This is a genomic window from Cohnella rhizoplanae, from assembly GCF_948329515.1.
Classification (GTDB): domain Bacteria; phylum Bacillota; class Bacilli; order Paenibacillales; family Paenibacillaceae; genus Cohnella; species Cohnella rhizoplanae.
The window spans coordinates 122,305-138,953 of record NZ_CAOJCN010000012.1; the positions used below are offsets into that span (position 1 = coordinate 122,305).

Genomic DNA, 16,649 nt, shown 5'->3' on the forward strand with positions numbered 1-16,649 from the left:
GGAGACCTGTCGTGACGGAATCGACGAACGGATTAAGATTCGATATCTATGAACGGGTGCAGCTGTCAAGCGAAGCCTTATCTATCGGGGCGCTCGAGGAGATCGAGCTGTCGCCGCACATCGAGGCGCTGGAACAGGAAGACAGCGTGCTGCTGCGGGGCTACCTGCTGCTGAGCGGTACTTATCTGGCGGCCGGGGAAGCCGAAGCAACGGGAACGCTGGAGCATCGGATCCCGGTCGAGATCTCTCTGCCGCAGAGCCGGGTGCGGCAGTTGGAGGAACTGGACGTGGAGATCGACCACTTCGACGTCGATCTGCTGTCGGAGCGCACGCTCAACGTGACCGGCGTACTCGGTCTGCGGGGCGTTCAGACGGAGGCGCGCGAGGCGCCGGTGTGGCGGGAGGACGGATTCACGGTCGCGCATGAAGCCCCGGAGCGGATATCCGCTCCGGCGTCGGAGGAGCGCGACGAGAACAGCCAAGCCTACGGGCTGCCGCCGCTCGGCGATTCCGCCTACGATCTGGCCGCGGAGGCGCGGACCGAGGCGTCGCCCGGCGCGGGGCAGCCCGAATCGCTTGAAGCGCAGCCCGAAGACTCGTTCTCCTGGGGCGCACAGCCTCAGGCGCCCGCGCATTCGCAGCCCGGGCCGGTGTACTTGCCGCCCGCGCTGACGACGGCGAACGCCGCGCAGGAAGCCGCGGTATCGCCGGTCTGGTACGAGCAGCAGCGGGCGCGCGCAGAAGCCGAGGCAAGAGCGCGCGAGGAGGCGCTCCTCCGGCAGCAGGAGCTTGCGCAGACGGCAGCCGAAGCGCTGGAGCGCCAGCTTGCGGAGGCGGCGCGGGCCTCGGCGGAACGCGAAGCGCTCGCCGCGGAGGCTGCGCGAGCCAGGGAAGAGGCCGAGCGGAGCAGGGCGGAGCAAGAAGCGTGGGACGCGCTTGAGCGGGCGGAACGCGCGAAGCGGCTGGAGGAGGAGCGGGACCGGCAGGAAGAGGCCGAGGCTTGGGAGCGTCTGCTCGCCTACCAGCGGCTCGAGGAGGAGCAGGGCGAGCTCGCGTCTCCGGCCGAGGCTGTGCCTTCTTTGTCTCAAGCCGGACAGACGGCTTATCCGCAGGTGTTCGACTCGGCCATTCCCGTGCCGCCGCTATGGCCCGGACTGGAGGGAGATGCGGCCTCCCAGGGCCATGCGGACGCTGTCGCGGACGAAGCTCCGGCTTCCGATCATGAGCATGCGGATCAACACCGGCCGGAGCAGGCCGGGCCGAAGCTGGGGCTCTCGGGCAAGGGGGCTGCCGGTTCGGAGCCATCCGCCTTCGGCGTTGGCATACTGTCGCAGCTCGGGGACAAAGGCGCGATACGCGAAGCCGGGCTGAAGGCGGCGGAGGAAGCGCGGCTGGCCGCGCCTCCGGAGAGCCGTCCCGACAACCGGTCGACGGGCGACGAGATCGAGTGGACGCGGCTCTTCCTTGCCAAGGAAGCGGGCCAGTCTTTCCGCAAGGTGAAGATGGTCATCGTGCAGCGCGAGGATACGCTCGACGGCATCGCGGGCCGATACCAGATTCAATCGCGCGAGCTGCAGCTCTACAACAGACTCCCCGATCCCCATCTGGCCGAAGGACAAGTGCTGTATATTCCTTGAATGCTAATCTGTAATGCGCCCTGCGGCCTCTCCTGCCGCGGGGCGTTTCCGCGTTCGGTCTCCGGCCGCCGGGCGGGCCGATGTCCGCAGGTTGACTGCTAGTAGCCGTACGGGTATGATAGGAAAATAAGACACGGATAGGGATCAGTAAGCAGTCCTACCCTTCAGAGAGCGGAACCGCTGCCGAGCAGCGCTGCGAGGTTCCGCAGGAAGTAAGCTGCCGAAGTCGCCCTGGAGTTTCCCGTTCGAACCGAGCACGCCGTAGAACGGGACGGCAGCAGCCGTTATCCTGCGTTCGAGAGCCGCTTTTTCGTCACGATGGAAAATGCGGAATGAAGGTGGTACCACGGAAGTTCAACCTTTCGTCCTTTGCGGCGGGAGGTTTTTGCGTTTTTTTAGGGTCCCCGCACCCTGCAATCGCGCGAGCTTCGCATGCCGGCCGAGCGTCTGGTGCATGCTGCAGAGCTCGCCGCCAATCGTCTGATCTACGTCCCTGGAGGTTGTGAACCTAATGAGCGACATCAATCAAAGCAAACCCCTTGAGCTGCCGACTACTTACGACCCGACCGGCGCCGAGCAGAGATGGTACGAATCCTGGCTCGCGGGCGGATACTTCGAGGCCGGGAAGCGTCCTGACGCGCCCAAGTACACGATCGTCATCCCGCCGCCCAACGTGACGGGCATGCTGCACATCGGCCATGCGCTGGACCTGACGCTGCAGGACATCCTGATCCGCTTCAAGCGGATGCAGGGCTTCGACGCCCTGTGGGTGCCGGGCACCGACCATGCGGGCATCGCCACGCAGACCAAGGTCGAGAGCAAGCTGCGCGAGGAAGGGCTGTCCCGCTACGATCTGGGCCGCGAGAAGTTCCTCGAGCGCGTGTGGGACTGGAAGGAACAATACGCCGGCTCGATCCGCAAGCAATGGTCCAAGATGGGGCTCAGCCTAGACTACTCCCGCGAGCGCTTCACGCTCGACGAAGGTCTGTCCAAGGCGGTCCGCGAGGTGTTCAAGCGCCTGTACGACAAGGGCCTGATCTACCGCGGCAAGCGGATCATTAACTGGGATCCGGCCGCCAAGACGGCGCTCTCCGACATCGAGGTCGAGTACAAGGAAGTGAACGGCCATCTGTACCATCTCCAGTACCCGCTGTCCGACGGCAGCGGCCATCTGACGGTCGCGACGACGCGTCCCGAGACGATGCTGGGCGACACGGCGGTTGCGGTTCACCCGGACGACGAGCGCTACAAGCATCTCATCGGCAAGACCCTGACGCTGCCGATCATCGGCCGCGAGATTCCGGTCGTCGGCGACGAGTACGTCGACAAGGACTTCGGCAGCGGCGCGGTCAAGATTACGCCCGCGCACGATCCCAACGACTTCGAGGTCGGCGGACGCCACGATCTGCCGCAGATCATCGTCATGGACGAGAGCGGCCGAATGAACGATCAGGCCGGCCCGTACGAGGGAATGGACCGCGCGGACTGCCGCAAGGCGATCGTCAAGGACCTGCGGGAGCAAGGCGTTCTCATCCGCATCGAGGATCACGTGCATCAAGTCGGCCACAGCGAGCGCAGCGGCGCCGTTGTCGAGCCGTACCTTTCGACGCAGTGGTTCGTCTCGATGAAGCCGCTAGCCGAAGCCGCGATTAACGCGCAGCGCTCGGGCAAGGGCGTCAACTTCGTCCCGGACCGCTTCGAGAAGATTTATTTGCACTGGATCGAGAACGTCCGCGACTGGTGCATCTCCCGTCAGCTGTGGTGGGGTCATCGCATTCCGGCCTGGTACAAGGAAGGCACGGGAGAGATCTACGTCGGCACCGAAGCCCCCGAAGGGGAGGGCTGGACGCAGGACGAGGACGTGCTGGACACGTGGTTCAGCTCGGCGCTGTGGCCGTTCTCGACGCTCGGATGGCCGGATAGTACCGAGGACCTCAAGCGCTACTATCCGACGGACGTGCTCGTCACGGGCTACGACATCATCTATTTCTGGGTCGCGCGGATGATTTTCACCGCGCTGGAATTCACCGGCGAGTCGCCTTTCAAGGACGTGCTCATCCACGGCCTGGTGCGAGACGCCGAAGGACGCAAGATGTCCAAGTCGCTCGGCAACGGCGTCGATCCGTTCGAGGTCATCGAGAAGTACGGCGCCGACGCGATGCGCTACATGCTCTCGACGGGCAATACGCCCGGTCAGGATCTTCGCTTCCGCTGGGAGAAGGTCGAGCAGGCGCGCAACTTCGCCAACAAGATCTGGAACGCGTCGCGCTTCGCCCTGATGAACCTGGAGGGCTTCAAGGTAGAGGACATCGACCTGACGGGCGGCCTGTCGACCGCGGACCGCTGGATTTTGCACAGGTTCCACGAGACGGCGCGCGACGTTACGCGGCTGATGGAGACGTACGAATTCGGGGAAACGGGCCGTTTGCTCTACAATTTCATCTGGGACGATCTCTGCGACTGGTATATCGAATTCGCGAAGCTGACGCTCTACGGCGAGGACGCCGCGGCCAAGGCCAGCACGCAATCGGTCATCGCCTACGTGCTGGACCGCACGCTGCGTCTCTTGCATCCGTTCATGCCGTATCTGTCGGAGGAGATCTGGCAGCATCTGCCGCATGAAGCCGGCGAGACGATCACGCTCGCGGCATGGCCGGCTTACGACGCCGCCTTCGAGGCGCCGGACGCGGTAGCGGAGATGGGCCTGCTTATGGACGCGATCCGCGCCGTTCGCAACGTGCGCGCGGAAGTGGGCGTGACGCCGGGCAAAAAAGTCGAATTGCTCGCCAAGCCGACGACCGAAGCCTCGGCGGGCATCCTGAAGCGCAACGAAGAGTACTTGCGCCGCTTCTGCAATACGTCCAGCCTCACGCTGGACACGGGACTTGCGGCGCCGGAAAAGGCGATGACGGCCATCGTAACGGGCGTCGAGCTGTACCTGCCGATCGCCGGCCTGATCGACATCGGGCAGGAGATCGCCCGGCTGACCAAGGAGCTGGCTTCCCTCAGCGCGGAGGTCGAGCGCGTCGAGAAGAAGCTGGCGAACGAAGGTTACATCGCCAAGGCGCCGGCGCACGTCGTCGAGCAAGAACGCGCCAAGGGCGAGGATTACCGGGACAAACGGGATAAAGTCATGGCCCGCATCGAAGAGCTCAAAAACTGATGGAGGCGAGCGCAGGCATGACCGCTACGGAAGACGCGTCATCTCAGAATCATCATGACCTGGCTACCGCCGTACCAGGAGAGCCGGGGTCCTTCCGCACAGCGGCTGAAGCCGTCGGCTGGATCTCCGGGCTCGCTCCGGTCGTCGGCATCAAGCCGGGACTCGAGCGGATGGAGCTGCTGCTGGAGAAGCTCGGACATCCGCATCGCCGTCTCCGGTTCATCCACGTGGCGGGTACGAACGGCAAAGGATCGGTATGCGCCATGCTGGCCTCCGTGCTGCGGCAGAGCGGTTACGACGTCGGCCTGTTCACTTCGCCGTATCTGACGTCGTTCGCGGACCGGATCGACTACAACGGCGGCGCGATGCCGGAGGATGCGATCGTCCGGCTTGCCAACAGGCTGAAGCCCCTGTCCGACGAGCTCGCAAGCTCCGAATGGGGACCGCTCACGGCTTTCGAACTGACGACGGCGATGGCGATCCTCTACTACGCCACGGTCGTTTTTCCCGATTATGTCGTATGGGAAACGGGGCTGGGCGGGCGATTGGACGTGACGAACGTGGTCTCGCCCGTGATCAGCGTCATCACGAACGTCGGGCACGATCATATGGACATTCTGGGCGAATCCATCGCCGGCATCGCCAGGGAGAAGGCGGGGATCATCAAGTCCGGCGTGCCCGTCGTCTCGACCGTGCTGCTGCCGGAAGCGGCCGACGTCATCAAGGAGACCGCAGCCTCCCGCAATGCGACGCTATATCAGCTCGGCGAGCAGTTCTCCTATGAGAACCGCGGCGCGCAGGAAGAAGATCAGTCCTTTGACTACCGGGACCTGTTCAGGTCGATTGAGGACGTGCGGATCGGCCTTGCCGGCGCGCATCAACAGACCAACGCCGCAGCTGCGATCATGGCGATCGACGTGCTGCGCACGTACTACGCGCTCATCGTCGACGAGGCCGATCTCCGCGAAGGACTGCGCAAGGCGGCTTGGCCGGGCAGGCTCGAGACGGTATCGCGTTCGCCCCGCATCCTGCTCGACGGCGCGCACAATCCGGAGGGCATGGCGGCGCTGGCGGAAGCGCTCAAGTCGCTGTATCCGCACGACAAGTTAAATGTGCTGATCGCCATGATGCCCAACAAGAATCATGCGGACGCCTTGAGGCATATACTACCAATGGTGAGTACGCTCGTGGTTACGGAACCGGATCATCATCGCAAGATGGACGCGGAGTCGCTCGCGGCCGTCGCCCGGCAGGCAAGCCGGGAAGCGGGCGGGGCCGCTGCCATCGTCGTCGAACCGGATTGGCGCAAAGCGCTTGATCTTATACAGAGCCTCGCGGCCGCGAGTCCCGAGGAAGATACATTAACGCTCGTGACGGGCACGCTCTATCTGATCGCGGACGTCCGCTCGTGGCTGATCGACCGCAAGACATCTGACAAAGGCTGGTGAGGCGTCGTTGGCAACGGCTGAACACGTACATTTTATCGGCATCGGCGGCTACGGGATGAGCGCGATTGCCAGAGTAATGCTGGAGATGGGATATCATGTGACCGGGTCGGACGTGGCCCGGCAGGAATTGACGGACAAACTGGCCAGCAAAGGGGCCGAGATCTACATCGGCCACGAGCCCGGACACGTGCGGGGCGCCAATCTGGTCGTCTACTCGACGGCGCTTGCGAGAGACAACGTGGAGCGCGTCGAGGCGGAGAGCCTGAACATTCCGACGCTGCACCGCGCGCAGATGCTGGCGCGTCTGCTCAATAGTCGTACGGGCATCGCGGTTGCGGGAGCTCACGGCAAGACGACGACTTCTTCGATGATCGCGCTCGTCATGGAGCTGTCGGGGCTGGACCCGACCTATATTATCGGGGGAGAGATCGTAAACGTCGGCACGAACGCGAAGGCGGGCAAGGGCGAGCACGTCGTGGCCGAAGCGGACGAGAGCGACGGTTCGTTCCTGCAGTACGAGCCGGCGGTCGCCGTCGTAACGAACATCGAAGCCGATCACCTCGAGAATTACGACGGAGACTTCGGCAAGTTGAAGGCGGCTTACGTGCAGTTTCTCAAGCAAGTCCGTCCGGACGGCTGCGCCGTCGTCTGCGCGGACGACGCCAACGTACGCGAGCTGCTGCCGCAGGCGGCGGGCACGAATGTGATCACCTTCGGCATCCAGTCGGAGGCTGACTACAAGGCGGTATCCGTCGAGCTGGGCGATCGTCAGGCCGCCTTTGCGGTTGAAAAGGACGGCCAGGCGCTTGGCGTCATCCGCTTGTCCGTACCCGGGCTGCACAACGTATACAACGCGCTCGCGACGGTCGTCGTCTGCTTGCATGCGGGCGCGCCGTTCGAGCGGATCGCGTCGTCGATCGTCGAGTTCAGGGGCGCTAAGCGCAGGTTCCAGGTGCTCGGGGACGTGAACGACGTACTCGTCATCGACGACTACGCGCATCATCCGACCGAGATCCAGGCGACGATCCTGGCAGCCAAAGCGACGGGCAAGCGCATTCTGGCGGTATTCCAGCCGCAGCGATACACGCGGACCTATTTCTTGCTCGATGCGTTTAGCCGGGCGTTCGCCGAGGCGGACGAAGTATATATCACGGATATCTACTCGCCTGCGGGCGAGAAGCGCATCGAGGGCGTCACTTCCTCGCGTCTGGTTGAGCTGATCGCGGAGAATAGCAACGCCAACGTCACGTACGTGCCGACGCGCGAGCAGGTCCGCGATCTGCTGGCCGAGCGCGTGCAGCCGGGCGATCTCGTGCTGACGATGGGGGCCGGCGACATCTGGAAGTCGGCGGACGAACTGTCCCGTATTCTGCGGGAGCGGGCTGGCAAATAAAAAAGAGAGGCGCCGTGGACATCGGTCCGCGGCGCTTTTTTGCATTCGATCATATTTTCTCTCTCTTGCTCATAGACTCGGATTAATAGATTAAGGAGCAGGGAGAGAAGCTAAGATGCAGCCACCCGCCAGAATGACTTTCAAATTCGACGGCAACCTTCCGAGGGAGGTTCGCAGCGATAGCGCGGCTCAGACCGCTTTGAATCAGCGGTCTATCGCGCCTCAAGATACGAGCCCGACAGCCGGCGCGAACCGCCCGTCCGGAAGCTTCAAGCCTCGCGGATTCTCGACTCATCCCGGCAGGCCAACGCCCGAGGCAGGCAGCGGATACCGCCTGCCGGGCAAAGGCGCCCACATGAGTCCTGCGCTTCCGCCGAAGGACATGGACAGCTTGCAGGCTAATGCAGGCGCCGGCGGGGATGGCCCCGTCGTCCGGAAGAGAGAACCGCGCAGCCCGGCCCAGCGCCAGCACCCGGTCGCTGCCGCGCGTCCGACTCGGGATGCACCTTCTCGCGACATGCGCGAGCACTCCCCCTATGAGGACGATGTCGAAGCGCTCGAGCGGATGATCCGGGGCGCCGACGGGACGAGTCCCGTACGGGAACGGGACCGCGCCGAGGATCGATCGCCAAGCGCGCAGCCTGCGCGCACGGGCCGCGTAGCCGGCTTCCGTAAGCCAGGAACGGCCGAGGCTCCGGTTGTCCTTCCTTCCTACCCCAGTGCGGAGACGCCGGGAGGCTCGAATGAACGCGGCGCGTTTCCTCCAGGGAGAGCGCCTTACGCAGGCCGGCAAGATCGGACGGACGAGCTCGACAACGATACGGTCTACGACGCGACGATGGCGGAACTGCCGATCGATGAAGACGAGCCGTGGGCGGAGGATGGGTATGCGCGGCGCTATCGGGGAGGGCCGTCCTGGACGCGAATTTTCGCGTCCATCGCGGCTGCGATCGTCACCGGCGCCATTTTCGGCTATATCGTACTGGCGCTGTTCACGGGCGAACCTCTCCTGCCTGCGGGCGCGGGCGCCGATCCGGGTACGGCGGTCGCCCTGCCGGTCGGCGCAGGCGCTAAGACGACGCCGGATGGCGATGAGGCGGGCGCGAAGACGACCGATCCTCCCGCGCAGGCTTCGGCGGGGGCGTCCGGCGGCACGGCAGGGACGGGGGGGACGCAGCCGGACCAGACGGCCGGCGCCGGCGACGCCCAGGTTCCGGCATCCGTCAGCTACCTGCTCCAGTACGGCGTATTCCAGAGCGCGGCCAGCATGAACGAAGCCGTACAGGAACTGACGAGCCAAGGCATCGCGGCGGCGTCCGACACGGCCGACGGGTACCGCGTCTACGCGGGCATCGCAACGACCAAGCCGGAGGCGGAAAAGCTGGCGGCGTCGCTCACGGACGCGGAGCTGTACGTCAAGGCGATGGAAAACCGAGAGCTGTCCCTGCCGCAGACGGCGGCCGCCGTCTCGTGGGCGACCTATCTCGAAGAGAGCGACGCGCTCGGCCGCGCGCTCGCGGAAGCGTCGGCCGCGCTGCTGTCCGAGGGCGGAACCAAGCCGCTTGGCGAGCAATCCGCGGCGGACGTCAAGGCAGCCCTCGGGCGATGGACCGCGTCCAAGGCGGGCATGCCGCAGTGGTCCGGCAGCCGCAGCGAGCCCGCGGGCGCGCTCGCCGCGCAGCTCGAGGCGTCGGCCGGGCAGCTGAACGCCTACGGATCGGAGCCGTCCCCCGAGCGTCTGCGCGCCGCGCAGACCTCGGCGATGAAGGCGGCGCTGATCGCCCGGCAGCTGCGCGACGAGCTGGGCGAAGACGGCGACTGATCCGGTCCCGTCACGCGCAACCGCGCGTGCCTGCCGCATGGCTCCCAAGACCTACCCCTCCCGCCGGCACGACGCTTGACCCGCGAGGCAGCCCCGTCCTAGGGGCTGTCTTTGCGTTGTCCATTGTGCGTGCTGCCGCAGCCACGTATAATAATGAAGCAAGTGTCAAAAAATGGCGGGAGACGTAGATAGCGTGAAGAAAAACGGCTGGATTCTGCTTTTATTCGTATTCCTCGGCATGCTCGCCGGCGCGCTCGTCGCGGACTGGCTGAAACGCGTACCTGGGCTCGATTTCCTCACGCGGACGGTTAAGGCCCGTTGGTCGCCCTCCGCCGATCTGATCGTCCTCACTTACGACATTAATATCGCGATTAACGTAAGCTTGCTCAGCTTGGCCGGCATCGCGCTGGCGATCTGGATCTACCGCAAGTTGTAGGTTACAAGAAACGCGTGTTACGAAAGGAAGAAAACCATGTCTCAACTAGCCGCGCCCGACAGGCGCGTTACGCTTGTGCTTGCATCGACTTCGCCCCGCAGGCAGCAGTTGATCGGCTTGCTCGGCCTGCCGGTCGAGGTGATGCCGAGCCATGCCGGGGAGGATACGCCGGACGGCTGGAGCCCCGAGCGCATCGTTGAAGAACTCTCGCGTCGCAAGGCGGAGGCCGTGCTGGAGCGGGCCGGAGAGATCGAGGGCGCGATCGTCGTCGGCAGCGACACGATCGTCGTTCTGGACGGGGACGTGCTCGGCAAGCCGCGGGACGCGGACGATGCCGTATCGATGCTGAAGCGCCTATCGGGACGCGGCCATGAGGTATTCACGGGTCTATGCTGCATCCAGGCGGCGTCCGGCAGGAAGATGGTCTCGCATCGCAGGACGCGCGTCTTCATGCGGGAGCTGACCGAGAGCCAGATCGCCAGATACGTCGCCTCCGGCGAGCCGTTGGACAAGGCGGGCGCGTACGGCATCCAGGAGATCGGCGCGATGCTCGTCGACCGGATCGAAGGCGATTTTTTCACCGTCGTCGGGCTGCCCGTCTCGCATCTCGCATCGCAGCTATCCGAATTCGGACTCGAGCTTCCCTGACCCGTCGCCTTGAGGGTCCCGCACGGACGACGCACGACGGCCGCGACCAGGCCGCGGGGTAGCGTCACTCCGGACGACCTTGAGCCGATATCCGCAGCCGATGCGGTCGCAGGGAAGAGGGATTCGACAATATGGAACAACGCGCGTATATGCTGCGGGAGATGCCCGAGACCGAAAGGCCCAGAGAACGGATGCAGAGCCTCGGCGCCGCGGCGCTCAGCCATGCCGAGCTGCTCGCGATTCTATTGCGGACGGGCACGAAAAACGAATCAGCGATCCATCTGGCGCAGCGCATACTGAACGAATGCGGCGGGCTGCGCAGGCTGGCCGAGCGCTCCTGGGAGGAGCTTACGCACATCAAGGGCATCGGCCCGGCCAAGGCGCTCGAACTCCAGGCCTCGATCGAGCTCGGCCGCCGCATGTCCCGCGCGCGGCTGCCGCAGATGCCGCGGATCCACCGGCCCCAGGACGCTTCGGAGCTGCTGATGGAGGAGATGCGGCATCTGCGCGAGGAACGGTTCGTATGCCTGTTTCTCGACACCAAGAACCAGGTGATCGCGATCGAGACGCTGTCCGTCGGTTCGCTCAGCGCCGCCATCGTTCATCCGCGCGAGGTGTACAGGGCGGCCATCCGGCGCAGCAGCGCTTCCATCATCTGCGCGCACAACCATCCGAGCGGCGATCCGACGCCCAGCGCCGAGGACATCGCGCTCACCAAGCGGCTCGCCGAAGCCGGCACCTTGGTCGGCATCGAGCTGCTGGACCATTTGGTAATCGGTGACAATCGCTTTGTAAGTTTGAAGGAACTGGGCTCCTTGTAATATAATAAACAGGATTGTCCCAACAGGAGGTTACAAAGCATGTTCGGTGGATTCACTAGGGACCTGGGTATCGACCTAGGTACAGCTAACACACTCGTTTACGTAAAAGGAAAAGGCATCGTCGTCAGGGAGCCTTCGGTGGTCGCCCTTCGTACCGATACAAAAAAGATCGAAGCCGTAGGCGAAGCCGCCAAAAAAATGATCGGACGCACCCCCGGCAACATCCGCGCCATCCGCCCGATGAAGGACGGCGTCATCGCCGACTTCGACACGACCGCCACGATGATCAAGTACTTTTTGAACCGCGCCCAGAAGCAGCGTTCCTTTCCCGCGCGCCATCCTAACGTAATGATCTGCGTGCCTTCCGGCATCACCGCCGTCGAGAAGCGCGCGGTCGAAGACGCCGCCAAGCAAGCAGGCGCGCGCGACGCCGTCACGATCGAGGAGCCGTTCGCGGCAGCGATCGGCGCCGATCTGCCCGTCTGGGAGCCGACCGGCAGCATGGTCGTCGATATCGGCGGCGGCACGACGGAGGTCGCCGTCATCTCGCTTGGCGGCATCGTCACGAGCCGCTCGATCCGCGTGGCCGGCGACGAGATGGACGAAGCCATCATGCAGTACATCAAGCGTCTCTATAATCTGATGATCGGCGAGCGCACGAGCGAGCAGCTCAAGATGGAGATCGGCTCGGCCATGCCGCTCGACAAGATGGAGTCGATCGAGATCCGCGGCCGCGATCTGGTCTCCGGTCTCCCCAAGACGCTCGCCATCACGTCGGACGAGATCACCGAGGCGCTGGCCGACACGGTGAACGCGATCGTCGACGCGGTCAAGGTGACGCTCGAGAAGTGCCCGCCGGAGCTGTCCGCGGATATCATGGACAGAGGCATCGTCCTGACGGGCGGCGGCGGCCTGCTCCGCAATCTGGACAAGCTGCTCGCCCGCGAGACCGGCATGCCGGTCATCGTCGCCGAGAATCCGCTCGACTGCGTCGCGATCGGCACGGGCCGCGCGCTCGAGAATATCCACTTGTTCAAGTCCAAGGGCTCCTCGCGCGGCCGCTAATGCGCGCGGTACCGCCACGAGGCGGCATGTCAGAAGCAGGTGATCGTTATTTTTAAATTATTCGGGACAAAACGTTTATTTATTCTCATGATCGGCTTGATCCTTTTTATCGCCGTCATGGGCTTTACCTTGCGCCGCACCGGCTTGACCTGGCCCGAACGCTTCGTGAACGACGCGTTCGGGACGGCGCAAGGCGCGTTGTACCGGCCGGTCGGAGCGGTCGCGGGTTTTTTCCGCGACCTCGGCCGGCTTTCCGACGTCTACAAGGAGAACGAAGAGCTGCGCCGTACGGTGGCCCAGTATACGCAGGATCAGATACGGTACAATGCGATCGCGAGCGATAACGAGCGTTACAAGAAGGACCTGGAATTCAAGCTGCGGCAAGAGCAATTATTCTCTTTAAAGTACGTCACGTCCCAAGTTATCGCGAGCGGCTCCAATCCGTACGACAAGAATATCAAGATCGATCTGGGCGCCCAAGACGGCGTCAAGCCCAACATGGCGGTCGTCACGGTGGACGGCCTCGTCGGCCTCGTCAGCAAGGTGTCGGAGTTTACGTCGACCGTCATGCCCATCACCGAGCTCGATCCTGCGTCCCCGGATACGATTCAGATATCCGCGACCGTATCGGGCAAGGAGCAGCAGGTATTCGGCATCGTGGATTACGACAAGGAAAAAGGCGTCATGCGGATGAGCAAGATCGACGAGAACGCGGACGTCGCCGAGGGCGACACGGTCGTCACGTCCGGCAATGGCGGCGTGCTGCCAAAGGGCCTCGTGATCGGCAAGGTGCTGACTAACCAGGTCGGCGACTTCGGCCTTACCCATACGGCGACCATCCAGCCTGCGGCCAAGTTCGACCACTTGTACGAAGTCTTCGTCGTCATGACGCCGGACCCGGACAAGCCATGACGAGGATCCGCATCAATCGGGCCATCGTGGCTACGCTGATCCTGCTGCTGATCCAGACGTCGGTCCTGCCCTGGCTGGTCCCGTCGGCCTGGAGCGGCCGGCTGCTGCTGCATCTTCCGTTCGTCATGACGGTTTTCGTCGCGCTGCTGGGCGGCCGGCACCGCGCCTTTCTTTTCGGGCTCGGCTTCGGCTGGCTGGAGGACACGCTCTTCTACGGACATATGATCGGCCCTTACGCCTTCGGCATGGCCCTGATCGGCTACCTGATCGGGCTTGCCTTCGACCGGAGGCTGAATACGCTTGCCTTCGTCCTGCTGCTGGCGGGCGTCGGCAGCGGATTGCTGGACATGCTCGCGTATTTCATTTACAAGCTGTTCTCCTTGACGCATCTGAGCGCCAGCTTCGTCTTCTACTGGCAAGTGCTGCCGACGCTGCTGCTCCACATGCTGGCCGTGCTGGCGCTCTACCTGCCGGCAAGGCGCTTCCTCGTCCGGCAGATCGCGTCGCAATCGGAGGAAGCCGACGTTGTCTGATCTTCCGCGACGCCGATGGCGCGAGGAGGCCGGGCAGGCAGGAATTCGGTCTTCTATGACCGAATTGGTTAGCAGTAGGAGGGACGAGGCGTGAATGTCAAATCGCTAGTGACGATCAAAGGAGTCATGGACGGACTCGTGTTCCTGCTGGACGACGCCAGCGAACTTGAGACGTTGCTGGACGAGCTCGAGGCCAAGCTGGAGAAGCACGAGCAGCAGCTCTCCGGACCGATCGTGCACATACAGATCAAGCTCGGAGCCCGTCAGCTTCCGGAACATGACAAGGAACGCATCCGCTCCATTATTCGCAAGCAAGGCAACTTCGTCGTTCAGTCGATCGAGAGCGATCCGCTTCCCGTCGGGCCGGCCGACTATAGCGCATATAAGGTTGAGACGGTTACGGGCATGGTACGCTCCGGCCAGACGCTCGAGCACGAAGGCCACCTGCTGCTGCTGGGGGACGTCAACCCGGGGGGCACGGTGCGCAGCACGGGAGACATCTATATTATGGGCGCGCTGCGCGGGGTCGCGCATGCCGGCTGCGCCGGACACGCGGAGGCCATCATCGCGGCTTCGCTCATGAAGCCGACCCAGCTGCGGATCGCCGAGGTCATCAGCCGGCCGCCGGACGAATGGGCCAGCAGCGAGCCTTGGATGGAGTACGCTTATCTACAGGACGGCGCCATGCAGATCGACAAGATGGCGCACCTGCATCATACCCGCAATCGAGCCTTGCAGGCCAAAGGAGTGTAGTACGATGGGTGAAGCGATAGTCGTAACGTCGGGCAAGGGCGGCGTCGGCAAGACGACGACATCCGCGAATGTCGGCACGGCCCTGGCGCTCATGGGCAAAAAGGTATGCATGATTGATACGGACATCGGTCTGCGCAACCTCGACGTCGTCATGGGCCTCGAGAACAGGATCATCTACGATCTGATCGACGTAGCCGAAGGCCGCTGCCGGTTGAACCAGGCGCTCGTCAAGGACAAGCGCTTCGACGAGCTATACATGCTGCCGGCCGCGCAGACCAAGGACAAGAACGACATCTCGCCCGATCAAGTGCGCAAGATCGTCGAGGAATTAAAGCCCGATTTCGATTATGTGATCATCGATTGTCCGGCCGGCATCGAACAAGGCTTCCGAAACGCGATCGCGGGCGCCGACCACGCCATCGTGGTGACGACGCCGGAGAACGCGGCCGTCCGCGACGCGGACAGGGTCATCGGCCTGCTGGAGAAGACCAATATTTCCCGGCCCAAACTCGTCATCAACCGGATCCGCCCGAACCTGCTGAAGAGCGGGGATATGCTGGAGGTCGACGACATCATTCAGGTGCTGGCGATCGATCTGATCGGCATCGTGCCGGACGACGAGGACGTCATTAAGGCGGCGAACCAGGGCGAACCGACCGTCATGAATCCGAATTCGCGCGCGGCGATGGCCTATCGCAACGTGGCGCGGCGAATTCTGGGCGAAACGGTGCCGCTCATGCATCTGGACGAGAAAACGGGCGTGTTCAGGCGCATGCGCAAGTTTCTCGGAATGGGTTGATAAATCTTGCTTAACCGACTTAAAAAAATCGATTTAATCATGTTCCTGTGCCTGATCGGACTGATGGCCGTCAGCGTCCTGCTCGTGCGGAGCGCGACCCACAACGACACGGGCTACTCGGGCAAGGATATTCAGCAATTGATATTCTACGGCGCGGGATTCGTGATTATCGTGCTCACGACGCTGTTCGATTACAGGCTGTTGCTCAAGACATGGTACGTCTGGTACGGGCTCGGGCTCGCGCTGCTGGTGGCTGTCTATCTGTTCGCGCCGCCGATCAACAACGCGCGCAGCTGGTTCGAGCTGCCGGGCGGCATGCTGTTCCAGCCGGCCGAGACCATGAAGATCTTTCTGATCCTCGCCGTCGCGGTGCTGATGGGCCGGCGGCAGGGCGATCCGCTCTCCATGCGCAGGGACGTCCTGCTCATCGCCGCCGTATCCTTCGTACCGTTCGTGCTCGTCATGATTCAGCCCGATCTGGGCAACGCCATGATTTACGTTTTTATCGTGCTCGGCATGCTCTGGATCGGCAACGTGCGTTATACGTACGTCTTGATCGGACTCGTCGTCGTGGTCGGCGGCCTGATGCTGTTCGTGACGCTGTTCAATTCGTACAACGCCGAGATCAGGGACTACCTTCAGGATCACAACAAAAATCACTGGTACGAGCGGATCAACACCTACATTCATCCCGAGGAAGCGTCCGACGACGCGAAGCGGCAGACCGAGTACGCCAAGATCGCGATCGGGTCCGGCGGGCTCGCCGGCGACGGCTATATGCAAGGCGAATCCAAGAACCGCAAATTCATTCCTTACCCGTACTCGGATTCCATATTCGTGGTCGTCGGGGAGGAATTCGGATTCCAGGGCGCGGCGGTGCTGCTGCTGTTGTACTTCGTCTTTATTTACCGGATGATCATCATCGCGTACCAATGCGTCGATATCAAAGGCTCGTTCATCATCATCGGCGTCGCCTCCATGCTGGTGTTCCAGATTTTCCAGAACGTCGGCATGATGATCGGCTTGATGCCGCTCACCGGCATCACGCTGCCATTCGTCAGCTATGGAGGCACCTCGCTCCTGTTGAATATGCTGTCCATCGGACTCGTATTCAGCATCCGCGCCCATCAGGAGAAGTACACGCTGGACACGTAGCGAGTCGTACGCCCCGGCTCGCCGCATATTGCGTACCAATCATGGTCGCAAGCCGTCTCTCGGC

The 16,649-nt window shown here is 63.2% G+C and carries 14 protein-coding genes and 1 other annotated feature; all 14 genes read left to right on the forward strand.

The genetic code is table 11. From position 1 onward, the window contains the following. The first annotated feature begins 11 nt into the window (after positions 1-11). The 14 genes from PQG80_RS18030 to PQG80_RS18095 all read left to right on the forward strand — a co-directional run bounded on the left by PQG80_RS18030 (position 12) and on the right by PQG80_RS18095 (position 16,585). Positions 12-1,637, forward strand: a complete 1,626-nt coding sequence (locus PQG80_RS18030; protein ID WP_271752827.1) for a LysM peptidoglycan-binding domain-containing protein — start codon at positions 12-14, stop codon at positions 1,635-1,637. Between the two features lie 125 nt (positions 1,638-1,762). Further along, positions 1,763-2,010 (forward strand) — a binding site (T-box leader). Between the two features lie 138 nt (positions 2,011-2,148). Then, on the forward strand, positions 2,149-4,800 hold the full coding sequence (locus PQG80_RS18035; protein ID WP_271752828.1) for a valine--tRNA ligase: 2,652 nt from the start codon (positions 2,149-2,151) through the stop codon (positions 4,798-4,800). 17 nt (positions 4,801-4,817) lie between these two features. Beyond that, positions 4,818-6,248, forward strand: coding sequence for a bifunctional folylpolyglutamate synthase/dihydrofolate synthase (locus PQG80_RS18040; protein WP_271752829.1), 1,431 nt, complete (start codon positions 4,818-4,820; stop codon positions 6,246-6,248). A 7-nt stretch (positions 6,249-6,255) separates the two neighbouring features. Further along, positions 6,256-7,641 carry a UDP-N-acetylmuramate--L-alanine ligase gene (gene murC, locus PQG80_RS18045; RefSeq protein WP_271752830.1) on the forward strand — a complete coding sequence of 462 codons (1,386 nt, stop codon included), beginning with the start codon at positions 6,256-6,258 and terminating at the stop codon, positions 7,639-7,641. Positions 7,642-7,756: 115 nt separating this feature from the next. Then, positions 7,757-9,463 (forward strand): SPOR domain-containing protein, encoded by a 1,707-nt coding sequence (locus tag PQG80_RS18050; protein ID WP_271752831.1) that lies wholly within the window; start codon positions 7,757-7,759, stop codon positions 9,461-9,463. Between the two features lie 193 nt (positions 9,464-9,656). Beyond that, a complete protein-coding gene (locus PQG80_RS18055) occupies positions 9,657-9,899 on the forward strand; it encodes a DUF4321 domain-containing protein (RefSeq protein WP_271752832.1) in 243 nt (80 codons plus the stop codon). A 36-nt stretch (positions 9,900-9,935) separates the two neighbouring features. Continuing rightward, positions 9,936-10,547: a Maf family protein gene (locus tag PQG80_RS18060; protein WP_271752833.1), complete on the forward strand. Its 612-nt coding sequence runs from the start codon at positions 9,936-9,938 to the stop codon at positions 10,545-10,547. A 131-nt stretch (positions 10,548-10,678) separates the two neighbouring features. Continuing rightward, positions 10,679-11,368, forward strand: a complete 690-nt coding sequence (radC, locus tag PQG80_RS18065; RefSeq protein WP_271752834.1) for a RadC family protein — start codon at positions 10,679-10,681, stop codon at positions 11,366-11,368. Between the two features lie 39 nt (positions 11,369-11,407). Further along, entirely contained in the window at positions 11,408-12,433 is a 1,026-nt protein-coding gene (locus tag PQG80_RS18070) for a rod shape-determining protein (protein WP_271752836.1), read from the forward strand. Between the two features lie 87 nt (positions 12,434-12,520). Then, positions 12,521-13,345 carry a rod shape-determining protein MreC gene (gene mreC / locus PQG80_RS18075; protein WP_271752837.1) on the forward strand — a complete coding sequence of 275 codons (825 nt, stop codon included), beginning with the start codon at positions 12,521-12,523 and terminating at the stop codon, positions 13,343-13,345. Next, complete coding sequence (mreD, locus tag PQG80_RS18080; protein ID WP_271752838.1) at positions 13,342-13,878, forward strand: rod shape-determining protein MreD; 537 nt, start codon at positions 13,342-13,344, stop codon at positions 13,876-13,878. Before mreC ends, mreD begins: the two co-directional genes overlap by 4 nt. A 90-nt stretch (positions 13,879-13,968) precedes the next feature. Next, positions 13,969-14,631 (forward strand): septum site-determining protein MinC, encoded by a 663-nt coding sequence (locus PQG80_RS18085; RefSeq protein ID WP_271752839.1) that lies wholly within the window; start codon positions 13,969-13,971, stop codon positions 14,629-14,631. A gap of 4 nt (positions 14,632-14,635) precedes the next feature. After that, positions 14,636-15,430, forward strand: coding sequence for a septum site-determining protein MinD (minD, locus tag PQG80_RS18090; RefSeq protein ID WP_271752840.1), 795 nt, complete (start codon positions 14,636-14,638; stop codon positions 15,428-15,430). 6 nt (positions 15,431-15,436) lie between these two features. After that, positions 15,437-16,585 carry an FtsW/RodA/SpoVE family cell cycle protein gene (locus PQG80_RS18095; protein ID WP_271752841.1) on the forward strand — a complete coding sequence of 383 codons (1,149 nt, stop codon included), beginning with the start codon at positions 15,437-15,439 and terminating at the stop codon, positions 16,583-16,585. The last annotated feature ends 64 nt before the right edge of the window (positions 16,586-16,649 follow it).